Source organism: Actinorugispora endophytica (assembly GCF_004363075.1).
Lineage (GTDB): Bacteria > Actinomycetota > Actinomycetes > Streptosporangiales > Streptosporangiaceae > Actinorugispora > Actinorugispora endophytica.
Genome location: NZ_SNYN01000020.1, coordinates 19,176 through 42,897, shown reverse-complemented (window position 1 = coordinate 42,897; position 23,722 = coordinate 19,176). Strand labels below are relative to the sequence as shown.

General features: G+C 71.8%; 20 protein-coding genes and 1 tRNA gene. 18 read left to right on the top strand and 3 right to left on the bottom strand.

The annotated features are described in order from the left end of the window. Window positions 1-18 precede the first annotated feature (18 nt). Window positions 19-903, bottom strand: a complete 885-nt coding sequence (locus EV190_RS18500; RefSeq protein ID WP_133742854.1) for an SCO6745 family protein — start codon at window positions 901-903, stop codon at window positions 19-21. Between the two features lie 142 nt (window positions 904-1,045). Between EV190_RS18500 and EV190_RS18495 the strand changes: the two genes are divergently transcribed. Next, a complete protein-coding gene (locus EV190_RS18495; RefSeq protein WP_133742853.1) occupies window positions 1,046-2,539 on the top strand; it encodes a carboxylesterase/lipase family protein in 1,494 nt (497 codons plus the stop codon). A gap of 303 nt (window positions 2,540-2,842) precedes the next feature. On the opposite strand, the gene EV190_RS18490 is transcribed toward EV190_RS18495, so the two are convergent. Then, window positions 2,843-3,463, bottom strand: a complete 621-nt coding sequence (locus tag EV190_RS18490; protein ID WP_243742664.1) for a TetR/AcrR family transcriptional regulator — start codon at window positions 3,461-3,463, stop codon at window positions 2,843-2,845. Window positions 3,464-3,687: 224 nt separating this feature from the next. Here EV190_RS18490 and EV190_RS18485 point away from each other — a divergent pair, with 224 nt between their 5' ends. Genes EV190_RS18485 through EV190_RS18475 form a run of 3 tightly spaced genes read left to right on the top strand, consistent with a single transcriptional unit; the run spans window position 3,688 to window position 6,551 of the window. Further along, entirely contained in the window at window positions 3,688-4,803 is a 1,116-nt protein-coding gene (locus tag EV190_RS18485) for an FAD-dependent monooxygenase (protein ID WP_133742852.1), read from the top strand. A 48-nt stretch (window positions 4,804-4,851) separates the two neighbouring features. Continuing rightward, window positions 4,852-6,336: an MFS transporter gene (locus tag EV190_RS18480; RefSeq protein WP_133742851.1), complete on the top strand. Its 1,485-nt coding sequence runs from the start codon at window positions 4,852-4,854 to the stop codon at window positions 6,334-6,336. Next, entirely contained in the window at window positions 6,333-6,551 is a 219-nt protein-coding gene (locus EV190_RS18475) for a hypothetical protein (protein WP_341770566.1), read from the top strand. Before EV190_RS18480 ends, EV190_RS18475 begins: the two co-directional genes overlap by 4 nt. Window positions 6,552-6,771: 220 nt before the next feature. Here the strand turns inward: EV190_RS18475 and EV190_RS18470 are convergent. Beyond that, window positions 6,772-6,843 (bottom strand) — tRNA-Arg (locus EV190_RS18470). A gap of 108 nt (window positions 6,844-6,951) precedes the next feature. Between EV190_RS18470 and EV190_RS18465 the strand changes: the two genes are divergently transcribed. The 14 genes from EV190_RS18465 (at window position 6,952) to EV190_RS18400 (ending at window position 23,722) form a co-directional block, all read left to right on the top strand. Then, entirely contained in the window at window positions 6,952-7,332 is a 381-nt protein-coding gene (locus EV190_RS18465; RefSeq protein ID WP_243742663.1) for a response regulator transcription factor, read from the top strand. Window positions 7,333-7,597: 265 nt separating this feature from the next. Further along, on the top strand, window positions 7,598-8,815 hold the full coding sequence (locus tag EV190_RS18460) for a DALR anticodon-binding domain-containing protein (RefSeq protein ID WP_243742662.1): 1,218 nt from the start codon (window positions 7,598-7,600) through the stop codon (window positions 8,813-8,815). A gap of 84 nt (window positions 8,816-8,899) precedes the next feature. Beyond that, a complete protein-coding gene (gene lysA / locus EV190_RS18455; protein WP_133742849.1) occupies window positions 8,900-10,291 on the top strand; it encodes a diaminopimelate decarboxylase in 1,392 nt (463 codons plus the stop codon). A gap of 67 nt (window positions 10,292-10,358) precedes the next feature. Continuing rightward, window positions 10,359-11,657, top strand: a complete 1,299-nt coding sequence (locus tag EV190_RS18450; protein ID WP_133742848.1) for a homoserine dehydrogenase — start codon at window positions 10,359-10,361, stop codon at window positions 11,655-11,657. Window positions 11,658-11,901: 244 nt separating this feature from the next. After that, a complete protein-coding gene (thrC, locus tag EV190_RS18445; RefSeq protein WP_208113233.1) occupies window positions 11,902-12,960 on the top strand; it encodes a threonine synthase in 1,059 nt (352 codons plus the stop codon). 32 nt (window positions 12,961-12,992) lie between these two features. Further along, on the top strand, window positions 12,993-13,979 hold the full coding sequence (gene thrB / locus EV190_RS18440) for a homoserine kinase (RefSeq protein WP_133742846.1): 987 nt from the start codon (window positions 12,993-12,995) through the stop codon (window positions 13,977-13,979). 439 nt (window positions 13,980-14,418) lie between these two features. Next, complete coding sequence (gene rho, locus EV190_RS18435; RefSeq protein ID WP_133742845.1) at window positions 14,419-16,395, top strand: transcription termination factor Rho; 1,977 nt, start codon at window positions 14,419-14,421, stop codon at window positions 16,393-16,395. 683 nt (window positions 16,396-17,078) lie between these two features. Then, on the top strand, window positions 17,079-18,335 hold the full coding sequence (locus EV190_RS18430; protein WP_243742661.1) for a serine hydrolase domain-containing protein: 1,257 nt from the start codon (window positions 17,079-17,081) through the stop codon (window positions 18,333-18,335). Window positions 18,336-18,506: 171 nt separating this feature from the next. After that, window positions 18,507-18,716 (top strand): 50S ribosomal protein L31, encoded by a 210-nt coding sequence (gene rpmE, locus EV190_RS18425; protein WP_133742843.1) that lies wholly within the window; start codon window positions 18,507-18,509, stop codon window positions 18,714-18,716. A gap of 115 nt (window positions 18,717-18,831) precedes the next feature. Further along, the gene (prfA, locus tag EV190_RS18420; protein WP_208113232.1) at window positions 18,832-19,899 is read left to right on the top strand and encodes a peptide chain release factor 1; all 1,068 of its coding nucleotides are present in this window, start codon (window positions 18,832-18,834) and stop codon (window positions 19,897-19,899) included. A gap of 47 nt (window positions 19,900-19,946) precedes the next feature. Continuing rightward, the gene (gene prmC, locus EV190_RS18415) at window positions 19,947-20,804 is read left to right on the top strand and encodes a peptide chain release factor N(5)-glutamine methyltransferase (protein WP_133742841.1); all 858 of its coding nucleotides are present in this window, start codon (window positions 19,947-19,949) and stop codon (window positions 20,802-20,804) included. A gap of 32 nt (window positions 20,805-20,836) precedes the next feature. Beyond that, window positions 20,837-21,565 (top strand): L-threonylcarbamoyladenylate synthase, encoded by a 729-nt coding sequence (locus EV190_RS18410; protein ID WP_133742840.1) that lies wholly within the window; start codon window positions 20,837-20,839, stop codon window positions 21,563-21,565. A 313-nt stretch (window positions 21,566-21,878) separates the two neighbouring features. Further along, window positions 21,879-23,042 (top strand): MraY family glycosyltransferase, encoded by a 1,164-nt coding sequence (locus tag EV190_RS18405; RefSeq protein WP_133742839.1) that lies wholly within the window; start codon window positions 21,879-21,881, stop codon window positions 23,040-23,042. 230 nt (window positions 23,043-23,272) lie between these two features. Continuing rightward, window positions 23,273-23,722, top strand: a complete 450-nt coding sequence (locus EV190_RS18400; RefSeq protein WP_133742838.1) for a hypothetical protein — start codon at window positions 23,273-23,275, stop codon at window positions 23,720-23,722.

Below are 23,722 nucleotides of genomic sequence, written 5' to 3'. Positions count from 1 at the left end.
GCGCGGTCTCCGGAGGACTCAGGACTTCCTGTTCCTGGTCCCCGGGAGCAGCCCCGCCGCGTTGACGGTTTCGGCCAGCGGCGCGGCGAGTTCGGCCAGCCGGGCGCAGCCCTCGGCTCCCAGGGGGAGGTAGGCGGGCAGCGCCAGCGCGTCGGTGCGGGCCTCGATCTCCCCGCGCAGGGCGGTGCCCGCCTCGGTGAGGGCGAGGGTGCCGTCGGCGGCCGTCGCCACCAGGCCGCGTTCGGTGAGGCGGCCGACGGCGGCGTCCCAGTCCCGCTCGTCCCACCCGCGGGTCCGGCGCAGCCCGCGCGTGCTCGCGTACCCCGTCGCGGCGTGCGTCACCAGCGACTCCACCGGGTCCAGCCCGGCCACCAGCAGCGCGGCCACGTGCCCGTCGCCCCGGTACTCGCGCAGCAGGGACTGGGCGTGCCACAGGACCAGGTGCGGTTCGACCGGCCAGTCCAACCCGGCGTGCGCGGCGAACAGCGGGCGTCCGTGCGTGTGCCGGGACGCCTCCAGCGCCGCGGTCCGCGCCAGTTCCGCCGCCTCGGCGACCCCGTCGGACCCGAGCAGGGCCTCCCCCGCGACGGCGCGCAGCGCCGCGTCCACCACGTCCAGCCGGGCCTTCAGCACCGTCCCGGGGTCGGCCAGGGTCCACGCCCGGGGGATGACCGAGGCCACCACCGCGGGGTTGAAACTGTGGAAGGCCGCCGCGACCAGGCCGGGGCCCACCGCGCCCAGCGCCGCCGACCGGGAGGCGAAGTAGCCCATGACGGCGGGCTCCAGACCGATCGCCGAGTACGCGGCTTCCGCCTGCGGGGCGAAGTAGACCAGGAGATGGACGGGTTCGACCGCGCTCCACGTGGTGCGGGCATGAACGGGTGTCGTGGACGCGGTGTTCATGAGACCTCCGGGCCGCCCGCGAGACGCGGGGCGTGGTCGGGGAACCAAGCGGCGGAAGTCGATCCTAACCATCGTCTATTGACACCGATCCTTTGCCCTACGTAGGAAGAGTCATCGGTTCGGCGAGAGGGGCGGTGTACTCGTGGAGGTCGTTGCCAGGACGCGCGGCGGAGAGGTGCGGGGGGTCAGGGGCGACGGGGTCGCGGTCTTCCGCGGGATCCCGTACGCCGCGCCCCCGGTCGGGCCGGACCGCTTCGCCCCGCCCCGCCCGCCCGATCGCCGGGAGGGCGTGCGCGACGCCACCGCCTTCGGGCCCACCGCGCCCCGCCCGCCCTACCCCGAGGCCATCGCGCGGCTGCTCGTCGAGCGCTCCGTCCCGGGAGACGACTTCCTCAACCTCAACGTCTGGAGCCCGGACCCGGGCGCCGCCGGACTGCCGGTGATGGTGTGGATCCACGGCGGCGCGTTCAGCAACGGCTCGGGTTCGGAGCCGGTCTACGAGGCGTCGTCCTTCGCCCGGGACGGCGTGGTCGCGGTCAGCTTCAACTACCGGCTCGGCGTGCAGGGCTTCGGGCTGTTCCCCGACGCCCCGGCCAACCTGGGGCTGCTCGACCAGATCGCCGCGCTGGAGTGGGTCCGCGACAACATCGGCGGCTTCGGCGGCGACCCCGACAACATCACCGTGTTCGGGGAGTCCGCGGGCGCGATGAGCGTCTGCGCGCTGCTGTCGACGCCGCGTGCCCGGGGGCTGTTCCGGCGGGCCGTCGCCCAGTCGGGGGCCGGGAACACGGTCGTGGACGCGCGCGACGCCGCCACCGTCACCCGGGTGCTGGCCGAACGCCTGGGGGTCGAGCCGACGGCGGCCGGCCTGGCCGGGGTGCCGGTGGACCGGCTGCTCGCGGAGCAGGACCGGATCTCGCGGGAGATCCGGGGCGCCCCCGACGCGGGGGTGTGGGGCGAGCGGATCGCGGGGGGCGCCATGCCGTTGCCGTACGCCCCGGTCGTCGACGGCGGCCTGCTGGAGCGGCGGCCGGTCGAGGCCATCGCCGCGGGCGCCGGACACGACGTCGACCTGATGATCGGCACCACCACCGACGAGTACCGGCTGTTCCTGGCACCCACCGGCCTCCTGCCGTTCATCACCGAGGAGCACCTGTCCGCGCACCTGGCCAGGGTGGGGCTGGACCCCGGCGCGGCCAGGGTCTACGCCACCTCCTGCCAGAGCGACGACCCCGGCGACGTCTTCGCCGCCGTCGTCACCGACCAGGTGTTCCGCATCCCCGCCTACCGGGTCGCCGAGGCCCGCGCGGAGGCGTCCGCGAACACGTTCGGCTACGAGTTCGCCTGGCGCACGCCCCGCCTGGGCGGGATCCTGGGCGCCTGCCACGCGTTGGAGGTGCCCTTCGTCTTCCAGACCTTCGAGGCGGGTGCCGCTCTGACCGGCCCCGACGCGCCCCGGCCACTGGGCGCCGCCATGCACGACGCCTGGGTCCGCTTCGCCGCCACCGGCGACCCGGGCTGGGCCCGGTGGACCCCTCGCACCCGCCACATCATGCGCTTCAACCACCCGGGCCCCGCCGTCGTCGAGGACCCCGGGTCGGCCACCCGCCTGCTCTGGGAGAAGGCCGACCTCTGACCGGCGGGCGCGAGACGACCGCGCGCACGAAGAGCCCGGGACCGGGCCTCCCCGGTCGCCGATTCCATCGGATGCGGTCGGCCCTCGCAGGTGCTCCCCGGTGACGGCCGGACGCCGGCCGAGCGCGCCGGGGCGCCCCCCGTGCCTCCAGCGGCCCCGAAGCCGTGCGGGTCTTCCTACGGTCCGTATGCGAGGCGTCCGGCCCGCGGCGCGGTGGCAGGCAGACCTCGGCCGCGGCGGTCCCGACGGGCCTTCGCGGCACTGGCGCGAGCCGCTCCTCCGGCCGGTCGGCGCGGCGGGTGCTCAGCCGTGCGGTGCCGTGGCCCGGATGCCGGCGAGCACCACGGCGACGATGCGCTCCGCGTCCGCGCGGGTGAACGCGCGTAGGCCGCGGTTGACGATGAGGTGCACAGGACCGGAGATCATCTCGCCGAGGAAGGGGATGTCGACCGGGGGCAGCTCGCCCCGGTCGACGGCGGTGTCCACCCGCCGCCGCATGGCGGCCACGCGCTGGTCGAGAACCCTGTCCAGCGCCTGCCGGACCGAGGGGCTTTGGCGGGCGGGCTGGACGGCCTGTTCGAGCGTCCGGCCGAACGGTGTCTCCAGGCCGCCGGCGATGCCCATCAGGAAGTCCGCCAGATCCCGGTGGAGGTCGCCGGTGTCGGCGACCGACGCGAGGCCCTCGGCGTAGCGCAGCAGGGCGTCGACGATCAGCTCCTCACGGTCGGGCCAGTTGCGGTAGACGCTGGTCTTGTGCACGCCGGCGAGCTCGGCGACCTCCTCGTAGCGGAAGCCCACGACGCCGTCGCGCGCGACGAGCTCAACGGTCGCGGCGAGGATCTGCGCTCGCACCCGCGCGTTGCGGCCACCGGGGCGCCGTGCGGGCGGCCGGTCAGCGGTCTCGTCGGCCATCGCCCTGCTCACCTCTTGTTCCTCTGCTCAGGTGCCGATTGTCGCCATGGGGGCGTTGCGGTGCAAGTCGGTCACCAGTAGGCTCCTTAAAAGCAACAATTAGGCGCTTTAATCTCCGGGCCGCCATCACGGCGGCCCATCCGCCGACCACGCCGCTCCGTGCCCTCCCCTGCCCACCGGCGGGCCGGCGGCGATCCGACCGGCACATCCGCCCAGTCACACCTGGAGCACACAACGTGAACATCCTTGTCTCCGGAGCCGGTATCGCCGGCCTCGCCGCCGCACTCGAACTCGGCACCCGCGGCCACGACGTCACCGTCGTCGAGTACGGCCGTCACCTCCGACTCGCGGGCACACCCATCGACATCCGCGGTGACGCGGTCGAGACCGCGGAGAAGATGGGTCTGCTGGCGGAGATCCGGGGGCGACGACTACGGATGACCGAGTCCACCCGGTTCGTCGACAGCGACGGCGAGCCGGTGGGCCGCATCCCCGTAGCCCGGATAAGCGACTCCGACGACGACATCGAGATCCTCCGCGAGGACCTCATGCGCATCCTCGCCGACGCGCTCCCGGACACCGCGGCGATCTGTTTCGAGGACTCGATCGGGGCGCTGGCCGAAAGCGGCGACGGTGTCAGCGTGCGTTTCGCCTCCGGCCGCACCAGGCGGTACGACCTCGTGGTCGGTGCCGACGGGCAGCACTCGGCGGTACGCAGGCTGGTGTTCGGGCCGGAAGAGGACTACCTCCGCCACCTCGGCGTCTACATCGCGCTCGCCGCGCTCCCCGACGGAACCCGATCCGAGGACGTCAACTCGATATACAACGTCCCGGGCCGGCTGGCGGGCACCTTCTGGTACAAGGACAAGGCCGTCGCGGTCTTCCAGTTCCGCTCGGAACCGCTCGCCTACGACCGCCACGACCTGGACGCCCAGAAGAAGATCGTCATCGACACCTTCGCGGACCACCAGTCGTGGAGAATCCCGGAACTGCTCGACGCGGTCCGCGCCGACCCCGATTTCTTCTTCGACTCCGCGAGCCAGATCCACCTGCCCTCCTGGCACCGCGGCCGCGTCGTCCTCGTCGGGGACGCCGGCTACAGCCCGGCCTTCCTCTCCGGCCGGGGCACGTCACTCGCGCTCACCGGCGCCCGCATCCTCGCCGAAGAGCTCGACCGGTGCGGGGGCGACCACACCGCCGCGTTCGAACGGTACGAGGCCCGGCAGCGCCCCTACGTCACCTTCGCCCAGGACAGCGTCGACGGCGGCCGCGAACGCATGCTGCCGACCAGCTGGTCCGCCATCGCCGCCCGCAACGAGGCCCTGCGAGCAGCGGACACCGACAGGCGCTGAACCCGGCGCAAAGAGTCCTTCACTCCTGACGCGCTGGAGAGGATGCATGTGAAAGACACACTGGACGAGGCCGCTCCCGGCGCCCGGGAGCACCGATGGAGCAGGCGGCTCATCCTCTGGGTGGCCGTTCTCATCCTCGCCAACGTCCTGGCCGACGTGGCCATCGCCTCCCCCATGATGGTCCTGCCCCAGCTGCTCGAGCACTTCGACACCGACCAGGTCGCATGGCTGAGCGCAAGCGCGATGCTGGCCGGGGCCATCTGGTCGCCACTGCTCGCGAAGAGTTCCGACATCTTCGGTCAACGCCGGCTGCTCGTCACCACGCTGTCGATCGCATGCCTGGGCGCGCTGGTCTGCCTCGTCGCACCCAACGTCTGGATCTTTCTGGCGGGGCGTTTCCTTCAAGGGGCCGCCCTGAGCGCGATCTTCATCACGGTGGCTCTCATCCGCCAGCTCTGCGCCCCGCAGGTGGCCATGCCCGCGATCGGGCTCGTGACATCGGGCTCGTCGATCGTCGGGATCATCGAGCCGTTGGTGATGCAGCCGATCATCCACGTGTTCGGCTACCGGAGCGTGTTCGTCGTGGCGGGCCTGCTCGCTGTGGCGGCCGCGCTCTGCGTGCGCTTCTTCATCCCGGAGTCGTCGATTCGCGGCACCGGCCGGATCGACGTGGGCGGGGCGCTGCTGCTCGGCGGCGGGCTCGGCGCGGTGCTCGCCTACGCCAGTCTCGGTGGAGACTCCGGATGGCTGTCCGCGGGCATGCTCGTGCTGCTGGTGGCCGGCGCCGGCGCGTTGGCCGGCTGGGCGTTCCTCGCCCTGCGGGTCGCCGAGCCCATCATCGACATCCGGGCCCTCAGCCGACCGGTCCTGCTGACGCTACTGGCCCTGGTACTGGCCGCGGGCTCCTTCCGGAGCATGCTGCAACTGACGAGCCTCATCGCCCAGGTGCCCCCCGACCTGGGGCTCGGCTACGGGCTGGGCGACGGAGAGGCGATCGGAGTGCTGCTCGCCACCTCCTCGCTCGGCATCGTGGCCGGCGGCACGCTCGCCGGATGGGTCGCGGGGCGGTTCGGCCCGGCAAAGCCCCTCCTCGCAGCCATCGCCGTCGGGGCGGTGGCGACCTTCCTGATGCTGGCGGGCGTGTCGGTGCTCCCGCTGGCGATCGCCTGCTGGGCCATGGTCGGCCTGGCCGCCGGCGCGATCGCGACGTCCGGCTACAACCTGGCGACCGACCTCGCGCCGCCCGAGCGGCAGGGCACGGTCTCCGGTCTGGTGTCGGTCGTGTTCGCTCTCGGTTCGGTCGTCTTCAGCTTCGCCGGAAGCGAGATCCTCAAGGCCACCCGCGTCTCCGGGACCCTCGCCGGCGGCGCCCCGGTGAGCACGGCGGCCGGCGTGCACCTCTACGTCCTGATGGCCGGGATGCTCTTCGCCCTCGCCGCGGTGCCCGCGGTCATGCTGGTGCGCGGCCGGCGTGCCGCGCCGGTCGCGACCGAGGCGCCGCAGCGTCCGAGTCCGTCCGCGGTCGGCCCGTGACCCGGATGCCGGGCCACACCGTCGGAGGGCCGCTGCTGAAGCGGCCGTACGACCTTCGGCACGCCGGGGTGACCTACCGGCTCAACCGGGGAGTGCCCGCGACCCAGGTCGCGGAATGGGCGGGACACAGCGTCGAAGTGCTCGACCGCACCTACGCCAAGGTGTGGAAGGGGATGGACGACGTGTGGATCGACCGGATAGGCGATCACGGGTGACCCGGATCACATGCTGGTGAAGTGTCAAGGGTGGGGACTCCGAGTGTTTTCGGAGTCCCCACCCTTTTTGTCGTCTATGTCCGGTCCACAGGCGGTCCACGAGTGGTCCACGGAAGCTCGGTGAACATGGTGCACGATGACGTGACCTGACATACGAAGAGACGCCGCCCGCCAGGTGTCTTGCCTGGTCAGTGCGGCGTCTGTCGTCGTCGGTATTCTGTGCCCCCTGCAGGATTCGAACCTGCGCACACGGCTCCGGAGGCCGTTGCTCTATCCCCTGAGCTAAGGGGGCTCAGTGCGTGCACAACTCTAGCAGGGGTGACGGGGTGGGTCGTGCGGTCCGGCCGCGGGGTTGGGCATCTCCCGGCGGAAAGAGGGGCCCGGGCGCTAGTGTCACGCCGTGGGAGAAGCTCTGGGACGGGTACTCGTGGTGGACGACGATGAGGTGATCAGGCAGCTCATCGCCTTGAACCTGAGATTGGAGGGGTTCGAGGTGCACACCGCCGTGGACGGGCGGGACTGCCTGGAGCGCGTCGGAGAGGTGGGGCCGGACGTGATCACGCTGGACGTCATGATGCCCCGGCTGGACGGGTGGGTCACCGCGACGCGCCTCAAGGAGGACGCCGCGACCCGGAAGGTGAGGGTCGTGCTCATCACCGCCCGGGCACAGGACGCGGACCTGCGCCGGGGTGCCGACATCGGGGTGGACGCGTTCGTCACCAAGCCCTTCGACCCGGCCGAGCTCATCAGCATCGTGAAGAACCTGGCGGCCGCCCGCTAGTGTCCCGCGCCTGAAGTCCGCCGGGGAGGACCTTGTCCGGGGTGGTGTCCCTTTCCCCCGGTGATCTTGACCTTTTCGGGGTCTCGGAGGCGATGGAGACCCCGAAAAGGTCAAGATCACCGGGAGGACCACCAGGAGACACGTCCACGGCCCCGGCCGCGCGGTCATCCGCCGTCCCCGTCGCGTACCTCGGGACACTCGCATCGGGCGCGACGGGCACCGGCTACCGTGGGCGGGGCCAGGGTCGGTGGACGAAGGGGGACGTGTGGGTTCTCCGTCCGGGCGGACCTTCGACCCGCCCGCGCTCGACGCCGCGACGCCCCGGGAACTGGACCTCCTCCTGCGGTGGGCCTGCGCGGTCGCGACAGGTCTTCCCCCCGAGGGCCTGCCCGGTGAGCGGCCGCGCCGCACACCCCCCGGCGCGCATGGGCAGTACGCCAGCGCCCTGCCCATGCGCCTCGCGGGTCGGGCACGCCGACCCGCCCGCGAACTCGCGGCCGACGTCGCGGCGGTGCTGCGGGACTGCCCCCAGGTCGTGGACGCGCGGGCCGACGGACCCGGGTTCGTCAACCTCGCGGTCGAACCGGCGGCGCGCGCGGCCCTCGCCCGGGTCGTCGCGGACGACCCCGGCGGCCACCTGCTGGGACTTCCTCCGGGGGGCCGCGCATCGGCTCCCACGGAAGACCGCCCGGAGTGGGAGCTGTCCCCCTTGGAACGGGAGCCCGACCCGGCCCGGGCCCGCGAGCGGGCGCGAGCGGACGCGCGCCGCCGGATCGCCCTCGCCACGGACCCCGACACGGCCGCCGCCGCGCTGCCGCCGCCCCCGGCCGAGGCGACCTGGCGCGACGCCCTTCTCGACACGCGCCCCGGCGCCGCCGCGACCGGGGCCGCCCGGCTGCTCGCCGTCATCGGGGGTGACAGCGCCCGCGTCGCCTTCTGCCGGAGCCCCGACGACCAGGTCCGCCCCGGCGAGTCCACCGGTCCGGACCTGCCGGCCCTGCCCACTCACCGCGACCCCGGCGCCTGGGGCCGCAACACCGACGCCAACCCCGCCTTCGCCGTCCGTTACGCCCACGCGCACGCCCACACCGCCCACACGCGGTGGGCCTCCGCGCTCGGCCACCGCCGCACCCCCGCGGACCGCCCGTACACCGCGTCCGCGGTGTCCGAACTCACCCGCCCCGCGGCCGAGGCGCTGCTCGGCGAGCTCTTCGACGGCCCCGCCGCGCTCCGGGCCGCGGCCCGACGTAGCGAACCCCATATCCTGGTGAGATACCTGGAAGGGCTCCGCGCTGCCTACCATGAGTGGTGGGAGTCCCGCGGCGCCGCCCCGGGGCGCGCCACCGGCAACGAGGCCGGTGAGGGCGCCGGCGGCGCGCACGACCAGACCACCGCGGCCCGGCTCGACACCTGCGCCGCCGTCGCCGGTGTTCTGCGCACGGGGCTGTCTCTCATCGGTGTGTCCGCGCCCATAAGGCTGTGAGGCACCCCGGTCCGCGCCCGGTCGCCGCCCCGACGCGCGCCGAGCCACCGAACACGCAATTCCGTCCAGCCGAGAGTCTCGCCCATGAGCCGCTACGCCCACCCCGCCGGACCGCGCCACGCGGACGTGCTTCCCGAGGAGCACCCGCCCGGCCCGCCCGTGAACCTGACCGAACTCGACGCGAACGTGTGGCCGCGTACGGCCGAGCGGGTGAACGGCGAGATCACCATCGGTGGCGTCGGTGTCACCGAGCTCGCCCGCGACTACGGCACCCCGCTGTACGTGCTGGACGAGGACGACTTCCGGACCCGCGCCCGCGACTACCGGCTGGCCTTCAGCGACGCCGACGCCGACGTCTACTACGCGGGCAAGGCCCTGCTCACCAAGGCCGTCGCCCGCTGGGTGCTGGAGGAGGGGCTCAAGCTCGACGTGTGCAGCGGGGGCGAACTCGCCGTCGCGCTCGCCGCGGGCTTCCCCCCGGAGCGGATCGGCATGCACGGCAACAACAAGTCCGAGGCCGAGCTCGCCCGCGCCGTCGAGGTGGGCGTGGGCCGGATCATCGTCGACTCCTTTGACGAGATCGAGCGGCTGGAGCGCCTCGCGGCCGAGCACGGCCGCGTCCCCGACGTCCTGGTCCGGGTCACCACCGGTGTCGAGGCGCACACCCACGAGTTCGTCGCCACCGCGCACGACGACCAGAAGTTCGGCCTGGCCATGAGCAGCGGGGCCGCCGCGGAGGGCGTGCGCCGCCTGCTCGCCTCCGAGCACGTCAACCTGGTCGGCCTGCACTCGCACATCGGGTCGCAGATCTTCGACACCGCCGGGTTCGAGGTCGCGGCGCGCCGCCTCAGCGCCTTCCTCACCCGGATCCACGCCGAGCACGGCGTCTTCCTGCCCGAACTCGACCTCGGCGGCGGCCTGGGCATCGCCTACCTGCCCGGCGACGACCCGCTGGAGCCCAAGACCATCGCCGAGCGCCTGCTCGGGATCGTCGCGCACGAGTGCGCCGCGAACGACCTGCCGATGCCGCGCATCGCGGTGGAGCCGGGCCGCGCGGTCGCCGGGCCCGCCGGGGTCACCCTGTACGAGGTCGGCACCATCAAGGACGTGGAGGGGATCCGCACCTACGTCAGCGTCGACGGCGGCATGAGCGACAACATCCGCACCTCGCTGTACGGGTCGGAGTACACGTGCGTGCTGGCCTCGCGCGACAGCGACGCCGAGCCCATGCTCTCCCGTCTGGTCGGCAAGCACTGCGAGAGCGGCGACATCGTCGTGCGCGACCTGTACCTGCCTACCGACCTGCGCACGGGCGACCTGGTGGCGGTCGCCGCCACCGGCGCCTACTGCCACTCCATGGCCAGCAACTACAACCACCTGCCGCGTCCCGCCGTGGTCGCGGTCCGGGGGGGCGTCGCGCGCACGCTGGTCCGGCGGGAGACCGAAGAGGACCTGCTCCGGCTGGACGTAGGCTGACCCTGGCCGACGGCCTCGTGAAGACCTGGACACGGACAATGAGTGAAGAAACGGGAGTCACCCTCTTATGGCACTGAAGGTGGCGCTGCTGGGTTGCGGCGTTGTGGGCTCTGAAGTGGTCCGGCTGCTCGACGAGCAGTCGTCCGAACTCGCGGCCCGCACCGGGACGCCCCTGGAGATCGGAGGCGTCGCGGTGCGCCGCCTCGGGCGCGCCCGAGGCACGGGCGTGCCCCCCGAGCTGTTCACCACCGACGCCATGAGCCTGGTGACCCGGGACGACATCGACCTGGTCGTCGAGGTCATCGGCGGCATCGAACCGGCCCGCTCGCTCATCCTCGCCGCCATCAAGGCGGGCAAGTCGGTGGTCACCGCCAACAAGGCGCTGCTCGCCGAGGACGGCGCGACGATCCACACCGCCGCCCGCGAGGCCGGAGTGGACGTCTACTACGAGGCCAGCGTCGCCGGGGCGATCCCGCTGCTGCGCCCGCTGCGCGACTCCCTCGCCGGGGACCGCGTGCACCGGGTGCTGGGCATCGTGAACGGCACCACCAACTACATCCTGGACCGGATGGACGGACTCGGCGCCGGTTTCACCGAGTCGCTGGAGGAGGCCCAGTCCCTGGGGTACGCCGAAGCCGACCCGACCGCCGACGTGGAGGGCTTCGACGCCGCGGCCAAGGCCGCGATCCTGGCCCGGCTGGCCTTCCACACCGAGGTCACCGCCGCAGACGTGCACCGCGAGGGCATCACCGAGGTCTCCGCCGGGGACATCGCCAGCGCGAAGGCGATGGGCTGCGTCGTCAAACTCCTGGCGATCTGCCAGCGCTCGGCCGACGACGCCTCCATCGGAGTGCGGGTGCACCCGGTGATGCTGCCCCGAGAGCACCCCCTGGCCACCGTCGGCGAGGCGTACAACGCGGTGTTCGTCGAGGCCGAGTCCGCCGGCCGGCTGATGTTCTACGGCGCGGGCGCCGGCGGCGCGCCCACCGCCAGCGCGATCCTGGGCGACCTGGTGGCGGTGGCCCGCAACCGGCTCGCGAACACCTCGGTGGCCGAGGGCGAGGAGGACAGCGCCCTGCCCGTGCACCCCATGGGGGAGACCATCACCAGCTACCACGTGGCCCTCGACGTCGCGGACCGGCCCGGCGTGCTGGCCGGCGTCGCCGAGGTGTTCGCCGGGAACGGGGTCTCCATCAAGAACGTCCGGCAGGAGGGGCTCGGCGGCGACGCGCAGCTCGTCCTGGTCAGCCACCCCGCGCCGGACGCCGCGCTCTCCAGGACCGTGACGCAGCTGCGCGCCCGCGACGACATGGTCCGCGCGGTCGCCAGCGTCATGCGGGTCGAGACGTTCAGCGACATCCGGTGACCGCTCCGGGACCGGATCGCCGGGTCGAGGCGTACCCGTCTCGCCTGGTGGGACATCCGGCTCTGGATTCGGACGCCGGGTCGGGTGGGCCTACACTCGTGGTCAGATCACGAGGCCGCGCGCGGTGGCCCGCCGGGCCTCCGCCCGCGTCGGGTGCGTCGGCCGCACCGACCCGCGCCGCCCCCACCGGGGCGGCACCCGGTCACCCAATCTGCACACCACTCGAAAGGGCCCTGTCGTGAGCATGGCACGGGCGTGGCGAGGGGTCGTCGAGGAGTACCGCGACCGCCTTCCCGTCACGGCGAACACCCCGGTCGTCACCCTGCTTGAGGGCGGCACGCCGCTGGTACCCGCCACGCGGGTCTCGGAACTGACCGGCTGCGAGGTGTTCCTCAAGGTCGAGGGACTCAACCCCACCGGGTCCTTCAAGGACCGCGGTATGACCATGGCCATCACGAAGGCCGCCGAGGACGGGGCCAAGGCCGTCATCTGCGCCTCCACCGGAAACACGAGCGCCAGCGCCGCGGCCTACGCGGTGCGCGCCGGGATGACCTGCGCCGTCCTGGTCCCGCAGGGCAAGATCGCCATGGGCAAGCTCGCCCAGGCCCTCGTGCACGGCGCCCAGCTCCTCCAGGTCGACGGCAACTTCGACGACTGCCTGGAACTGGCCCGGAAGCTCTCCGTCGACTACCCGGTCGCGTTGGTCAACTCGGTCAACCCGTTCCGGCTCCAGGGGCAGAAGACCGCGGCCTTCGAGATCGTGGACGCCCTCGGCGACGCCCCCGACATCCACTGCCTGCCGGTGGGCAACGCGGGCAACATCACGGCCTACTGGATGGGGTACCAGGAGTACCGCTCCGACGGGTCCGCCACCCGGCTGCCGCGCATGTTCGGCTTCCAGGCCAGCGGTTCGGCCCCGATCGTGAACGGCGCGCCGGTCACCCAGCCGCGCACCATCGCCACCGCGATCCGGATCGGCAACCCCGCCTCCTGGGCGTTCGCCGAGAAGGCCAGGGACGAGTCCGGCGGCCGCATCGACGCCGTCACCGACCGGCAGATCCTCTCGGCCTACCGCCTGCTCGCCGGGGAGGAGGGCGTCTTCGTCGAACTCGCCTCCGCGGCCAGCGTCGCGGGCCTGCTCCAGGCGGTCGGGGCCGGGCTGATCGAGCGGGGCAGCCGCGTCGTCTGCACGGTCACCGGCAACGGGCTCAAGGACCCCGACTGGGCGCTGGCCGGAGCCTCCTCCGCCACCACGGTCCCCGTCGACGCCCGAGCCGCGGCCTCCGCGCTCGGACTCGTCTGACCGTCGAACCCCCTCCGACGGGAGTCTTCCGAATGCCTCAGCCGCTCCACCCCGCGGTGACCGTGCGCACCCCCGCGACCAGCGCGAACCTCGGCCCCGGTTTCGACTCGCTGGGCCTGGCCCTGGACCTGTTCGACGAGGTCGAGGCCGTCGTCCGCGACGACCGCCGGATCACGGTGGCCGTCGAGGGGGAGGGAGCCGGCGACGTGCCCCTGGACGACACCCACCTCGTGGTGCGGGCCATGCGCGCCGCCTTCGACTCCATCGGCGGCGAGATGCCGGGAATCGACCTGCGCTGTCGCAACGCCGTCCCGCACGGCCGCGGCCTCGGATCCTCGGCCTCGGCGATCGTCGCGGGCGTGACGGCCGCGGCGGCGCTGGCGGGCGTCCGGGGAACGGGAGCCGGGGAGGTGGACCGGGACTGGGTCTTCCGGACGGCCGCCGACATGGAGGGCCACCCCGACAACGTCGCCCCCTGCGTCTACGGCGGGTTCACCATCGCCTGGCGTGGCGCCGGGGCGTGGCGCGCGCTGTCGTCGCGGCCCTCCCCGCGCGTGCTGCCGGTCCTGTGCGTGCCGGGGGACAGCCTGTCCACCGAACGCGCCCGGGGGCTGCTGCCCGAATCGGTGCCGCACGCCGACGCCGCGTTCTCCGCGGGCCGGTCCGCGCTACTGGTCGCGGCCGTTTCCGGCCATCCCGAATTGCTGTTCGAGGCGACCGAGGACCGGCTGCACCAGTCGTACCGGGCCGGGGCCATGCCCGGCAGCGCCGCGCTCGTCGAGTCCCTGCGCGGCGACGGCCTGGCCGCGGTGGTCTCGGGAGCGGGGCCGACCGTGCTGGTACTGTGCTCGACCACCGACCACGGCGTTCCGGGGGCCGCGACCGGGGACGGCGGGGATTCCCCGCAAATCAGCGCCGCTCTGCTTGATTCAATCCAGAAGCGAGCGGGTACGGATTGGCACATACGCCCCTTAAGAATCGATCCGGCAGGGGTCCGTGTCACTTCTCCCCGTTCATAGACTTGCGTCGAGGAATAGCTGTGGGCTCCGGTGATGTTAGGCTAGGTGAAGCACCAGATGCCCCAATGCGGGGCGTGTGCTCATCCGCCGCAGTGTTTTCCGCGTCTTTCGCTCAAGTGGTTTTCGTCCCGCGAGCGCTCCGCACGGTTGTCACTGTGTCGAGCCCACGGCGTGCCCGTGGCTCTGCCCAAACCGCCGAAGTCTCGTTTTCCTCACACAGGAACGACAGGATGGCCCGCGGGCAGCATCATCGAGCCCATCGCCCCAATGTCTGGCTGTACCCAGAACCCGCCGCGATCGGGTAAAAGGGCCGTTGCCCGGCAACGGTTCCAGCATCCACGTTGGGCATGCCTGACCCGGCCCCAGCCGGTTCGCACCACCGGGCTGGCCGTTCAATTCACTCCGACGGCCCCAGCCCGCTCCTTGGGAAGGACCCTTAGTGAGCGACACCACCGAACTCCACCAGGACGCGGCGGTCAGTACGCAGAACAAGACCGCGTCCACTGTGGACGTCGGCGACGCCGCGCCTCCGGCCGGCAAGAGCACGTCAACGCGGTCCCGTAGCCGTTCCGGCGGCACCGGCCTGTCCGCGCTGAAGCTCGCGGAGCTCCAGCGCCTGGCGTCCGACCTCGGAATCACGGGCACCGGACGGATGCGCAAGAGCGACATCATCGCGGCCATCGAAACCAAACAGGGCGGCCCTGTCAGCGCCCCCAAGGCGACGAGATCGGCGAAGCCCGCCGAAAAGACGGGCACAGCCGGTAAGGTCGAGACCACCGACGGCGACTCCCGCCGTGACGCCAGGGAAGAAGTCAGGAGCGAGGCCCCCGCGGCCGCCGAGACCCCCGCGGTCGACGCTCCCGAACAGACCGAGCAGCGTCAGGAGCGCTCCACGCGCAGCCGTCGGTCGTCCCGCAGACGCGGCGACGATGCCGGTGAGCAGCAGGCGCCGGCCGACGGCACCGAACCCTCTACCACCGCGAGCGGCGTGACCAAGACAACCAACAACACCCAGACCACCGGTTCCGAGCAGGGCCAGTCGGGGCAGGGCGGCCGAGACCGCCAGCGCAACCGGCGGAACCGCGACGAGCGCCGCGACGAGCGTCGCGGAAACCGGGACGGCGGCGGTGAGCAGCAGTCCCAGGGCGGCCGCGGGAGCAGCGGCGGCGGAGACGAGGACGACGAGTTCGGCGGTCGCCGCCGGGGTCGCCGCCGCGACCGCCGGGACCGCCGAGGCCGCAGCGACCGCCAGGAGCAGGAGCCGGTGATCGCGGAGGACGACGTCCTCCTGCCGGTCGCGGGCATCCTGGACATCCTCGACAACTACGCGTTCGTGCGGACCACCGGCTACCTGCCGGGCTCCAACGACGTGTACGTCTCGCTGGCCCAGGTCCGCAAGAACGGCCTGCGCAAGGGCGACGCCATCACCGGCGCCGTGCGCCAGCCGCGCGACGGCGAGCGCCGCGAGAAGTTCAACGCGCTGGTTCGCCTGGACAGCATCAACGGGATGTCGCCCGAGCAGTCGCGCAGCCGCAAGGAGTTCTCCAAGCTCGTACCGCTCTACCCGCAGGAGCGCCTGCGGCTGGAGACCGAGCCGAACATCCTGACCACGCGCATCATCGACCTCATCTCGCCCATCGGGAAGGGGCAGCGAGGCCTCATCGTCTCGCCGCCCAAGGCGGGCAAGACGATGGTCCTGCAGTCGATCGCGAACGCGATCACCGAGAACAACCCCGAGTGCCACCTCATGGTCGTCCTCGTCGACGAGCGGCCCGAAGAGGTCACCGACATGCAGCGCACGGTCAAGGGCGAGGTCATCCACTCGACCTTCGACCGTCCGGCCGAGGACCACACGACCGTCGCCGAACTCGCCATCGAGCGGGCCAAGCGCCTGGTCGAGATGGGTCTGGACGTCGTGGTGCTGCTCGACTCCATCACCCGGCTGGGCCGCGCCTACAACCTCTCCGCACCGGCGAGCGGGCGCATCCTGTCCGGTGGTGTCGACTCCACCGCGCTGTACCCGCCCAAGCGGTTCTTCGGCGCCGCCCGCAACATCGAGAACGGCGGCTCGCTGACGATCCTCGCCACCGCGCTGGTCGAGACCGGCTCGCGGATGGACGAGGTCATCTTCGAGGAGTTCAAGGGCACCGGCAACATGGAGCTCAAGCTCAACCGGAGCCTCGCCGACAAGCGGATCTTCCCGGCCGTGGACGTCGACGCCTCCAGCACCCGCAAGGAGGAGATCCTGATGTCGGGCGAGGAGCTCGCCATCATCTGGAAGCTCCGCCGGGTCCTGCACGCCCTGGACACCCAGCAGGCGCTGGAACTCGTCCTGGACAAGCTGAAGAAGACCCAGAGCAACGCGGAGTTCCTGCTCCAGGTGCAGAAGACGACGATCGGCCCGAACGAGCACTGACACGTCCGCCGGTGTTCTGGAGTCGAGAAGGAGCGTCCCTCCCCAGTACTACTGGGGAGGGACGCTCCTTTCGTGCGGAAGGGGCAGACCTGCCTCACCATGACCTCCGGGGAGAGCCCGAGGAGGCCGCCGGGACCGGATGACGGCACGGGCCGCTTCGTCCGCCCGGCGTCGTCGAGCACGCGCCGAGGACGAGGTCCGGTCTCCGCTCCGACGCGATGGGAGCGCCGGCGCCCGACACGTATCCGGCCATGCGGCGTCCGCCCCGCCGGAGGCGTCCCTGTCGGGTTCTTGTCCGCGCTCCTCGGACCGGGCCGGAATCCAGGAATTCCCGGCCCGGTCCGGGGAGAACGGGGCGCCCCGGAGCTCCCGACCGTCCCCCTCCACGAGGGAGACGGTCGGGGTGACTCACCGGCAGCGCGCGTCCATGTCCTCAATCCGGCCGTGGAATCACCAGGAACCCGGAAATACCCCGACAGTGACGTCCCGTCCGAATCCTGGGGTTTCGGGCCCCCGTTGGTATCAGAATCCTGACATGGGCGGTATGTGTGCCCTGGCAGCCCCCCCTGAAGTGTGACTCCGGACACGCGGCGATCGCCCACCTGGGTCTAAACCTCCGAGTTGTTCGCCAAAAAGCCCGTTACATGGTGGGATTCGACTCGATGACGCGTAGAAGACGATCCGTGCTCGCGAGCACGGCGGCGCTGGGGACCGCGGCGCTGATCCTGGTGCAGGGCTGTGTGCCCATCGACGGGGGCGAGGACGCGGGGCCCGGTCCCGGGGCGGCCGCGTCGCAGGAGAGCGCGCCGCCCGCGCCCCGGCTGACCCCCGACGAGCGGGTCGCGCTCCAGCAGGCGCTCAACGAGGTCGTGACGCAGGGCTCCAGCGGCGCGGTCGCCGAACTCGTCGAGACCGGGCCGAGCGGCTCGGACAGCTGGAACGGGGTCGCCGGGGTCGCGGACCGGGCCACCGGGGAGCCGGTGGACCCGGAGGCGCGCTTCCGCATCGCCAGCCTGTCCAAGCCGTTCGCCGCGACCGTCCTCCTCCAGCTCGTGGGAGAGGGGGAGGCGACGCTCGACGACACCGTCGAGGACCACCTGCCGGGGCTGCTCGTCGGAGGGGACCGCGTCACGCTGCGCATGCTGCTGAGCCACAGCAGCGGCGTCTACAGCTACAGCCGGGCGATGCCCGACGTGCTGGACGCGCGCGACCGGGTCTGGGCCCCCGAGGAGCTCGTCGCGCTCGCCAACGAGCGCGGCCCCGTGTTCGAGCCCGGCAGCCGGACCGCCTACTCCAACACCAACTACGTGCTGGTGGCGATGGTGATCGAGAAGATCACCGGAGCCCCCTACACGCGGGCGGTCCAGGATCGCGTCATCGACCGGCTGGGGCTCACCGGGACCTCCGTCCCCGCCGGGACCGCGATGCCGCAGCCGGTGCTGCGCGCCTACCTGCCGGTGTCCCAGGGGCCCGGAGGGGCCACCGCGCCCACCGACATCACCGAGTTCGATCCCAGCCGCTGGTACGGGACCGCGCAGATCGTCTCCACCGTCAGCGACGTCAACCGCTTCTACTCCGCGCTGCTGGACGGCGAGGTCCTGGACGGGGAGATGCTCGCGGAGATGCTCACCGTGCGGGGCCTGGACGGCTCCGGCTACGGCTACGGCCTCGGCCCCCGCCAGTACCGGCTCTCCTGCGACGTCCAGGTGTGGATGCACTCGGGGCACATCCCCGGCTACCGCACCTGGACGGTGCACAGCGAGACCCGGCACCTCACCCTGTTCCAGGCCCGCTACTCGGAGGACCCCGACCCCCCGGCGTGGACGCTCATCGAGACCGCGCTGTGCCCCGAGACCGGGGTCGACGGCGCTCTCCAGAGCCCCGAGGAGGTCCCCGGAGCCCCCGACGCGTCGCCCGACCACGGCACTCCCGGGGCCTGATCGGTCCCGTCGGAGGACCCGCGGAATACGCGCTGGACGATTGCGGTTTGAAGGTCTGGCAAACTGGTATATCGACCGCCGCGGTACCGGTTCGCGCATGCCCGCGTCCAGTCAGGACGCAGCACCGCCACGCGCGTGCGTCCGGCGACCGCACCTAGCGAGGAGATCCGCATGCAAGCCGACATCCACCCCGAGTACGTCGTCACCCAGGTGACGTGCAACTGCGGGAGCGTCTTCGTCACCCGCAGCACCGCCACCGAAGGAGCCATCCGGACCGACGTCTGCTCCGCCTGCCACCCGTTCTACACGGGCAAGCAGAAGATCCTGGACACCGGCGGCCGGGTCGCCCGCTTCGAGAAGCGCTTCGGCAAGCGGAAGTAGCGTCCGCCGACGGCGGCGCCCACCGCGGTTCCCGCGAGTGGCGCGCCGCCGTACCGGCACCGGCCGCGCACCGACACGCGGTTGTTCGATCCGACGCTCTGTGGGGATGTACGAAGTGAAGCTGGACGATCTTCTCGGCGAGTACTACGAGCTTGAGCAGCAGCTCGCCGACCCCGCCGTGCACGCCGACCAGGCCCAGGCGCGCAGACTGGCGAAACGCTACTCCCAGCTCACCCCCGTCATCGCCGCCTACCGCGAGCTCAAGCAGGTCGAGAACGACATCGAGGCCGCCAACGAGCTCGCCGAGGAGGACCCGGCGTTCGCGGACGAGGCCAGGCAGCTCGCCGCGCAGCAGGAGGAACTGGTCGAGCGCCTGCGCCACCTGCTCCTCCCGCGCGACCCCAACGACGACAAGGACGTCATCCTCGAGGTCAAGGCGGGTGAGGGCGGCGAGGAGTCCGCGCTGTTCGCCGGGGACCTGGTGCGCATGTACCTGCGCTACTCCGAGCGGCAGGGCTGGAAGACCGAGGTCATCGACGCCACCTACTCCGACCTCGGCGGCTACAAGGACGTCACCATCGCGGTCAAGGCCAAGGCGAGCGCCGACCCCGGCCAGGGCGTGTGGACCCAGCTGAAGTTCGAGGGCGGCGTGCACCGCGTGCAGCGGGTGCCGGTCACCGAGTCGCAGGGGCGCATCCACACCTCCGCCGCGGGGGTCCTCGTGGTCCCCGAGGCCGAGGAGGTCGAGGTGGAGATCAACGACAACGACCTGCGCGTCGACGTCTACCGCTCTTCGGGCCCGGGCGGGCAGAGCGTCAACACCACCGACTCCGCGGTGCGCATCACCCACAAGCCGACCGGCATCGTGGTCTCCTGCCAGAACGAGAAGAGCCAGCTCCAGAACAAGGAGCAGGCCATGCGGGTGCTGCGCGCCCGCCTCCTCGCCGAGGCGCAGGCCTCCGCCGACGCCGAGGCCCAGGCCGAGCGCAAGAGCCAGGTCCGCACCGTGGACCGCTCCGAGCGGGTGCGCACCTACAACTTCCCCGAGAACCGCATCTCCGACCACCGTGTCGGCTACAAGGCGTACAACCTCGACCAGGTGCTCAACGGCGACCTGAGCGGCGTCCTCGGGGCGCTCATCGACGCCGACACCAAGGAGAGGCTGGAGGCGGCCCAGCAGTAGGGGAGCGGACCACAAATGGCTTTGAAGACACGTCCCGGGACCCAGCGGTGAACCTCGTGCTCGACGAGGTCGCCCGGGCGACCCTCCGGCTCGCCGAGGCCGGTGTCGCCTCGCCCCGGACCGACGCCGAGGAACTCGCGGCGTTCGTGCACGGCGTCCGCAGGGGAGAGCTGCACAGTGTCGCCGACGGCGACTTCGACGCCCGCTACTGGGAGTGCGTCGCCCGGCGCGCGGCCCGCGAACCGCTCCAGCACATCACCGGCCGCGCCTTCTTCCGCTACCTGGAGCTGCGGGTCGGCCCCGGCGTCTTCGTACCGCGCCCCGAGACCGAGATCATGGTCTCCTGGGCGATCGACGTCCTGCGCGCGATGGACGTCGCGGATCCCCTCGTGGTGGACCTGGGCACCGGGTCGGGCGCCATCGCGATCTCCATCGCCCAGGAGGTCCCGCGCTCCCGGGTGCACGCGGTGGAACTGGACGACAAGGCCCTGGCCTGGGCCGGGCGCAACATCGAGGAGAGCGGGCACGCGGACCGGATCACCGCGCACCACGGCGACATGCGGACCAGCCCGGCCGGACTCGACGGCGGGGTGGACCTGCTCATCACCAACCCGCCCTATGTGCCCACCGACGACGCCGGACGCATTCCGCCCGAGGTCCGCGACCACGACCCCGCGCCCGCCCTGTGGTCGGGCGCGGACGGCCTCGACATGATCCGCGAGCTGGAGGCGGTGGGCCGCCGGCTGCTGCGCCCGGGCGGCTTCATGGCGATCGAGCACGGCGACGGACAGGGGATCGACATCCCCCGGCTGTTCCCCGAGAAGCTCGGCTGGCGCGACGTGCTCAACCACAAGGACCTGGCGCACCGCGACCGCTTCGTGGTCGCGCGGCGGGCCGAGGACTGACCAGACCCCGAGCAGACCACCGAGGTGACGTTGTGAGCCGCAACTACGACTGTGGGAACGAGGAACAGCGCAGAACCGGTATCGCGGACGCGGCCTCCACCGTGCGTCGCGGGGAGCTGGTGGTGCTGCCGACCGACACCGTCTACGGCCTCGGAGCGGACGCGTTCAGCCCGAGCGCGGTGGCGGGGCTCCTCAAGGCCAAGGGGGGCGGACGCGAGGCGCCGCCCTCGGTCCTGGTCGGTTCGGTCCGCGCCGCGCAGGCCCTCATCGACGACTTGGGCGGGCACGGCCAGGACCTGATCGAGGAGTTCTGGCCCGGCCCGCTCACCATCGTGTGCGCGGCCACCCCCAGCCTGTCCTGGGACCTGGGCGACACCAAGGGGACCGTCGCGGTCCGGATGCCGATGCACCCGGTGGCGCTCGAACTGCTCAAGGAGGTCGGCCCGATGGCGGTGAGCGGGGCCAACGCCTCGGGGCGGCCGGCCGCCACCACCGCCGGGGAGGCCGCGGAGCAGCTGGGCGACAGCGTGGGCGTCTACCTCGACGGCGGGCCGTCCGAGGGGGAGGAACCCTCGACCATCGTCGACCTGACCTACGCGGTGCCGCGGGTGCTGCGTTCGGGCGCCATCGGGATCGAGCGGCTGCGCGCCGTGTGCGGCACCGTCATCGCCGAACTCAAGAAGCCCGACCGCCCGGCCCCGACCGCCCCCGAGAAGGAGCGGACGCGGCCCGAGCCCGCCGGGGACGACACGACGCCCTAGCGTCCTGAGACCGCTGTCCCCCGCTGGTCGTGGCCCTTCCGGGGTCTCGGGGGCGGTCGAGGCCCCGGAAGGGCCACGACCAGCGGGAAACCAGCCCCTCGCTCCGGCTCGTCACGGTTGCCGGAAAGTCCTTCGGGGACGCCCTCCGGGGAGGGGCCGGGGATTAGGGACAGGACTTTCGGCGAGAATTGTTCCACCGAAAGCGATCCACGGCACCACCGAGTGGTGCTAGCGTCGATGTCATTCTCAAGCCAAACCCCGCGCCGTTTCCTCGGACCGGCGCGGCAGGCCCATGGAAGGCTCCTGAAAAGCCGTGCGTGAGTACGCGCTGACCTTCGTCATCGCCGTGGCGGTCACCTATCTGCTGACCCCTTTCGTCCGTCGTGCCGCGATCGCCTTCGGGGCGGTCCCACCGGTGCGAGACCGGGACGTGCACACCGAACCCATCCCGCGGCTCGGTGGAATCGCCATGTACGGCGGGTTCGCCGCCGCGCTGCTCATCTCGGCGCAGCTGCCGCACCTTCGGGCGGTCTTCTTCGACCAGACCTGGTGGCGGGGGCTGCTGCTGGCAGGGGCCCTGATCGTGGTGATCGGGATCATCGACGACCGGTGGGGCATGGCGCCCATCCCCAAGCTGGCCGGCCAGATCGCGGCCGCCGGAATCCTGGTGTCCCAGGGCGTCCAGCTGCTGTGGCTGCCGCTGCCGGGAACCACGCTCGTGCTCGGTCCCGAACTCGGCACCGTGCTGTCGGTACTGCTGATCATCGTCACCATCAACGCGGTGAACTTCGCCGACGGGCTGGACGGCCTGGCCGCGGGGATCGTCGCGATCGCGGCGGCGGCGTTCTTCACCTACTACTACGTGGTCGCCGTCGACCAGGGGTTCGACCGGCAGTCCTACCCCGCGATGATCGCGATCATCCTGGTCGGGGTCTGCGCCGGCTTCCTGATGCACAACTTCAACCCGGCGCGGGTGTTCATGGGGGACACCGGGTCGATGCTGATCGGGCTGCTTCTGGCGTCCATCACCATCACCGTGACCGGCGAGTTCCAGGCCAACGCGGTCGTGAGCTTCGACTCCAGCGGCCTGGTCGCCTTCCTGCCGATCCTGCTCCCGCTGCTGGCGCTCGCCCTTCCACTGGCCGACCTGGTGCTTGCGGTGGTGCGCCGTACCCTCGCGGGCAAGTCGCCGTTCGCCCCCGACAAGAAGCACTTGCACCACAGGCTGCTGGAACTCGGCCACTCCCACGCGCGGGCCGTGCTGCTGATGTACCTGTGGGCGGCGATCATCTCGTTCGCCGCCGTGTCGCTGTCGATCTTCAACGCGCCGATGATCGTGCTGACCGTTACCACATTGGTAGCGATCTGCGCGGTCGGTCTCATCACGCTTCCGAGAATGCGCCGCCGCAGGGCGCTGGCCCGCGCGAAGACGGGGAGGACGCTCACGGACGACCACACCGAGCCTTCCGGAACGTGATTCGGCGCACTGGGCCGGCGCTGGTCAAGGAGGCCGAAAAGGGTGAACGCCGCCTGAACGGACGGGGAAACGGCAGGGTGACGCAGTAGACACGAAGCGAGGAACCACGGTCCTCCGGGCGGTTCGGTCACGGGTAAGCAAGGCGTAAAGGCGTCCCTGGATGGGGCGCCGAAATCCTTGTGATAGCTTTCACGAGCAAGCACCCCACACAACAGCACCGGAGCCCGCACATGCAGGAACACGACGCCAGGATCCTCCGCGGCGCCGCGATTCCCACATTGGTCGTCGGAGGCGGCGCTGTCGCCGTATTCTCCGCGATCGCGGGTACGGCCGGCGCTGTCGGTGCGGCGATCGCACTCCTCCTCGTCCTCGTCTTCTTCGGTGTCAGCGGACTCGCGGTCGCGAGGGCCAGCCGACACAACCCGGACCTCTTCATGCCGGCCATGATGGGGGCCTTCCTCGTCAAGGCGGTTCTCCTGGCCGTCGTGCTCCTCGTGGTGCGCGGCGCCGGACCGATCGCCTGGCTGGACACCACGGCCTTCGCCGTCACCGCGCTCCTCGGAGTCGTCTCCTGGCTCGGAGGGCACGTCCGCGTGCTCGCCACGTCCAAGACGCCGCACGTCGAGCCGTTCCCGGACACCGTCCCCACCGACGCGGGAATCCGGCATGAGAACGTGTGA

What these genes read in the sequence shown, in the direction of transcription:
- rpmE (WP_133742843.1), top strand. Translation starts at nt 18,507, where the DNA reads ATGCAAGCCGACATCCACCCCGAGTACGTCGTCACCCAGGTGACGTGC.
- lysA (WP_133742849.1), top strand. Translation starts at nt 8,900, where the DNA reads ATGAGCCGCTACGCCCACCCCGCCGGACCGCGCCACGCGGACGTGCTT.
- EV190_RS18450 (WP_133742848.1), top strand. Translation starts at nt 10,359, where the DNA reads ATGGCACTGAAGGTGGCGCTGCTGGGTTGCGGCGTTGTGGGCTCTGAA.
- thrC (WP_208113233.1), top strand. Translation starts at nt 11,902, where the DNA reads ATGGCACGGGCGTGGCGAGGGGTCGTCGAGGAGTACCGCGACCGCCTT.
- thrB (WP_133742846.1), top strand. Translation starts at nt 12,993, where the DNA reads ATGCCTCAGCCGCTCCACCCCGCGGTGACCGTGCGCACCCCCGCGACC.
- EV190_RS18500 (WP_133742854.1), bottom strand. Translation starts at nt 903, where the DNA reads ATGAACACCGCGTCCACGACACCCGTTCATGCCCGCACCACGTGGAGC.
- EV190_RS18400 (WP_133742838.1), top strand. Translation starts at nt 23,273, where the DNA reads ATGCAGGAACACGACGCCAGGATCCTCCGCGGCGCCGCGATTCCCACA.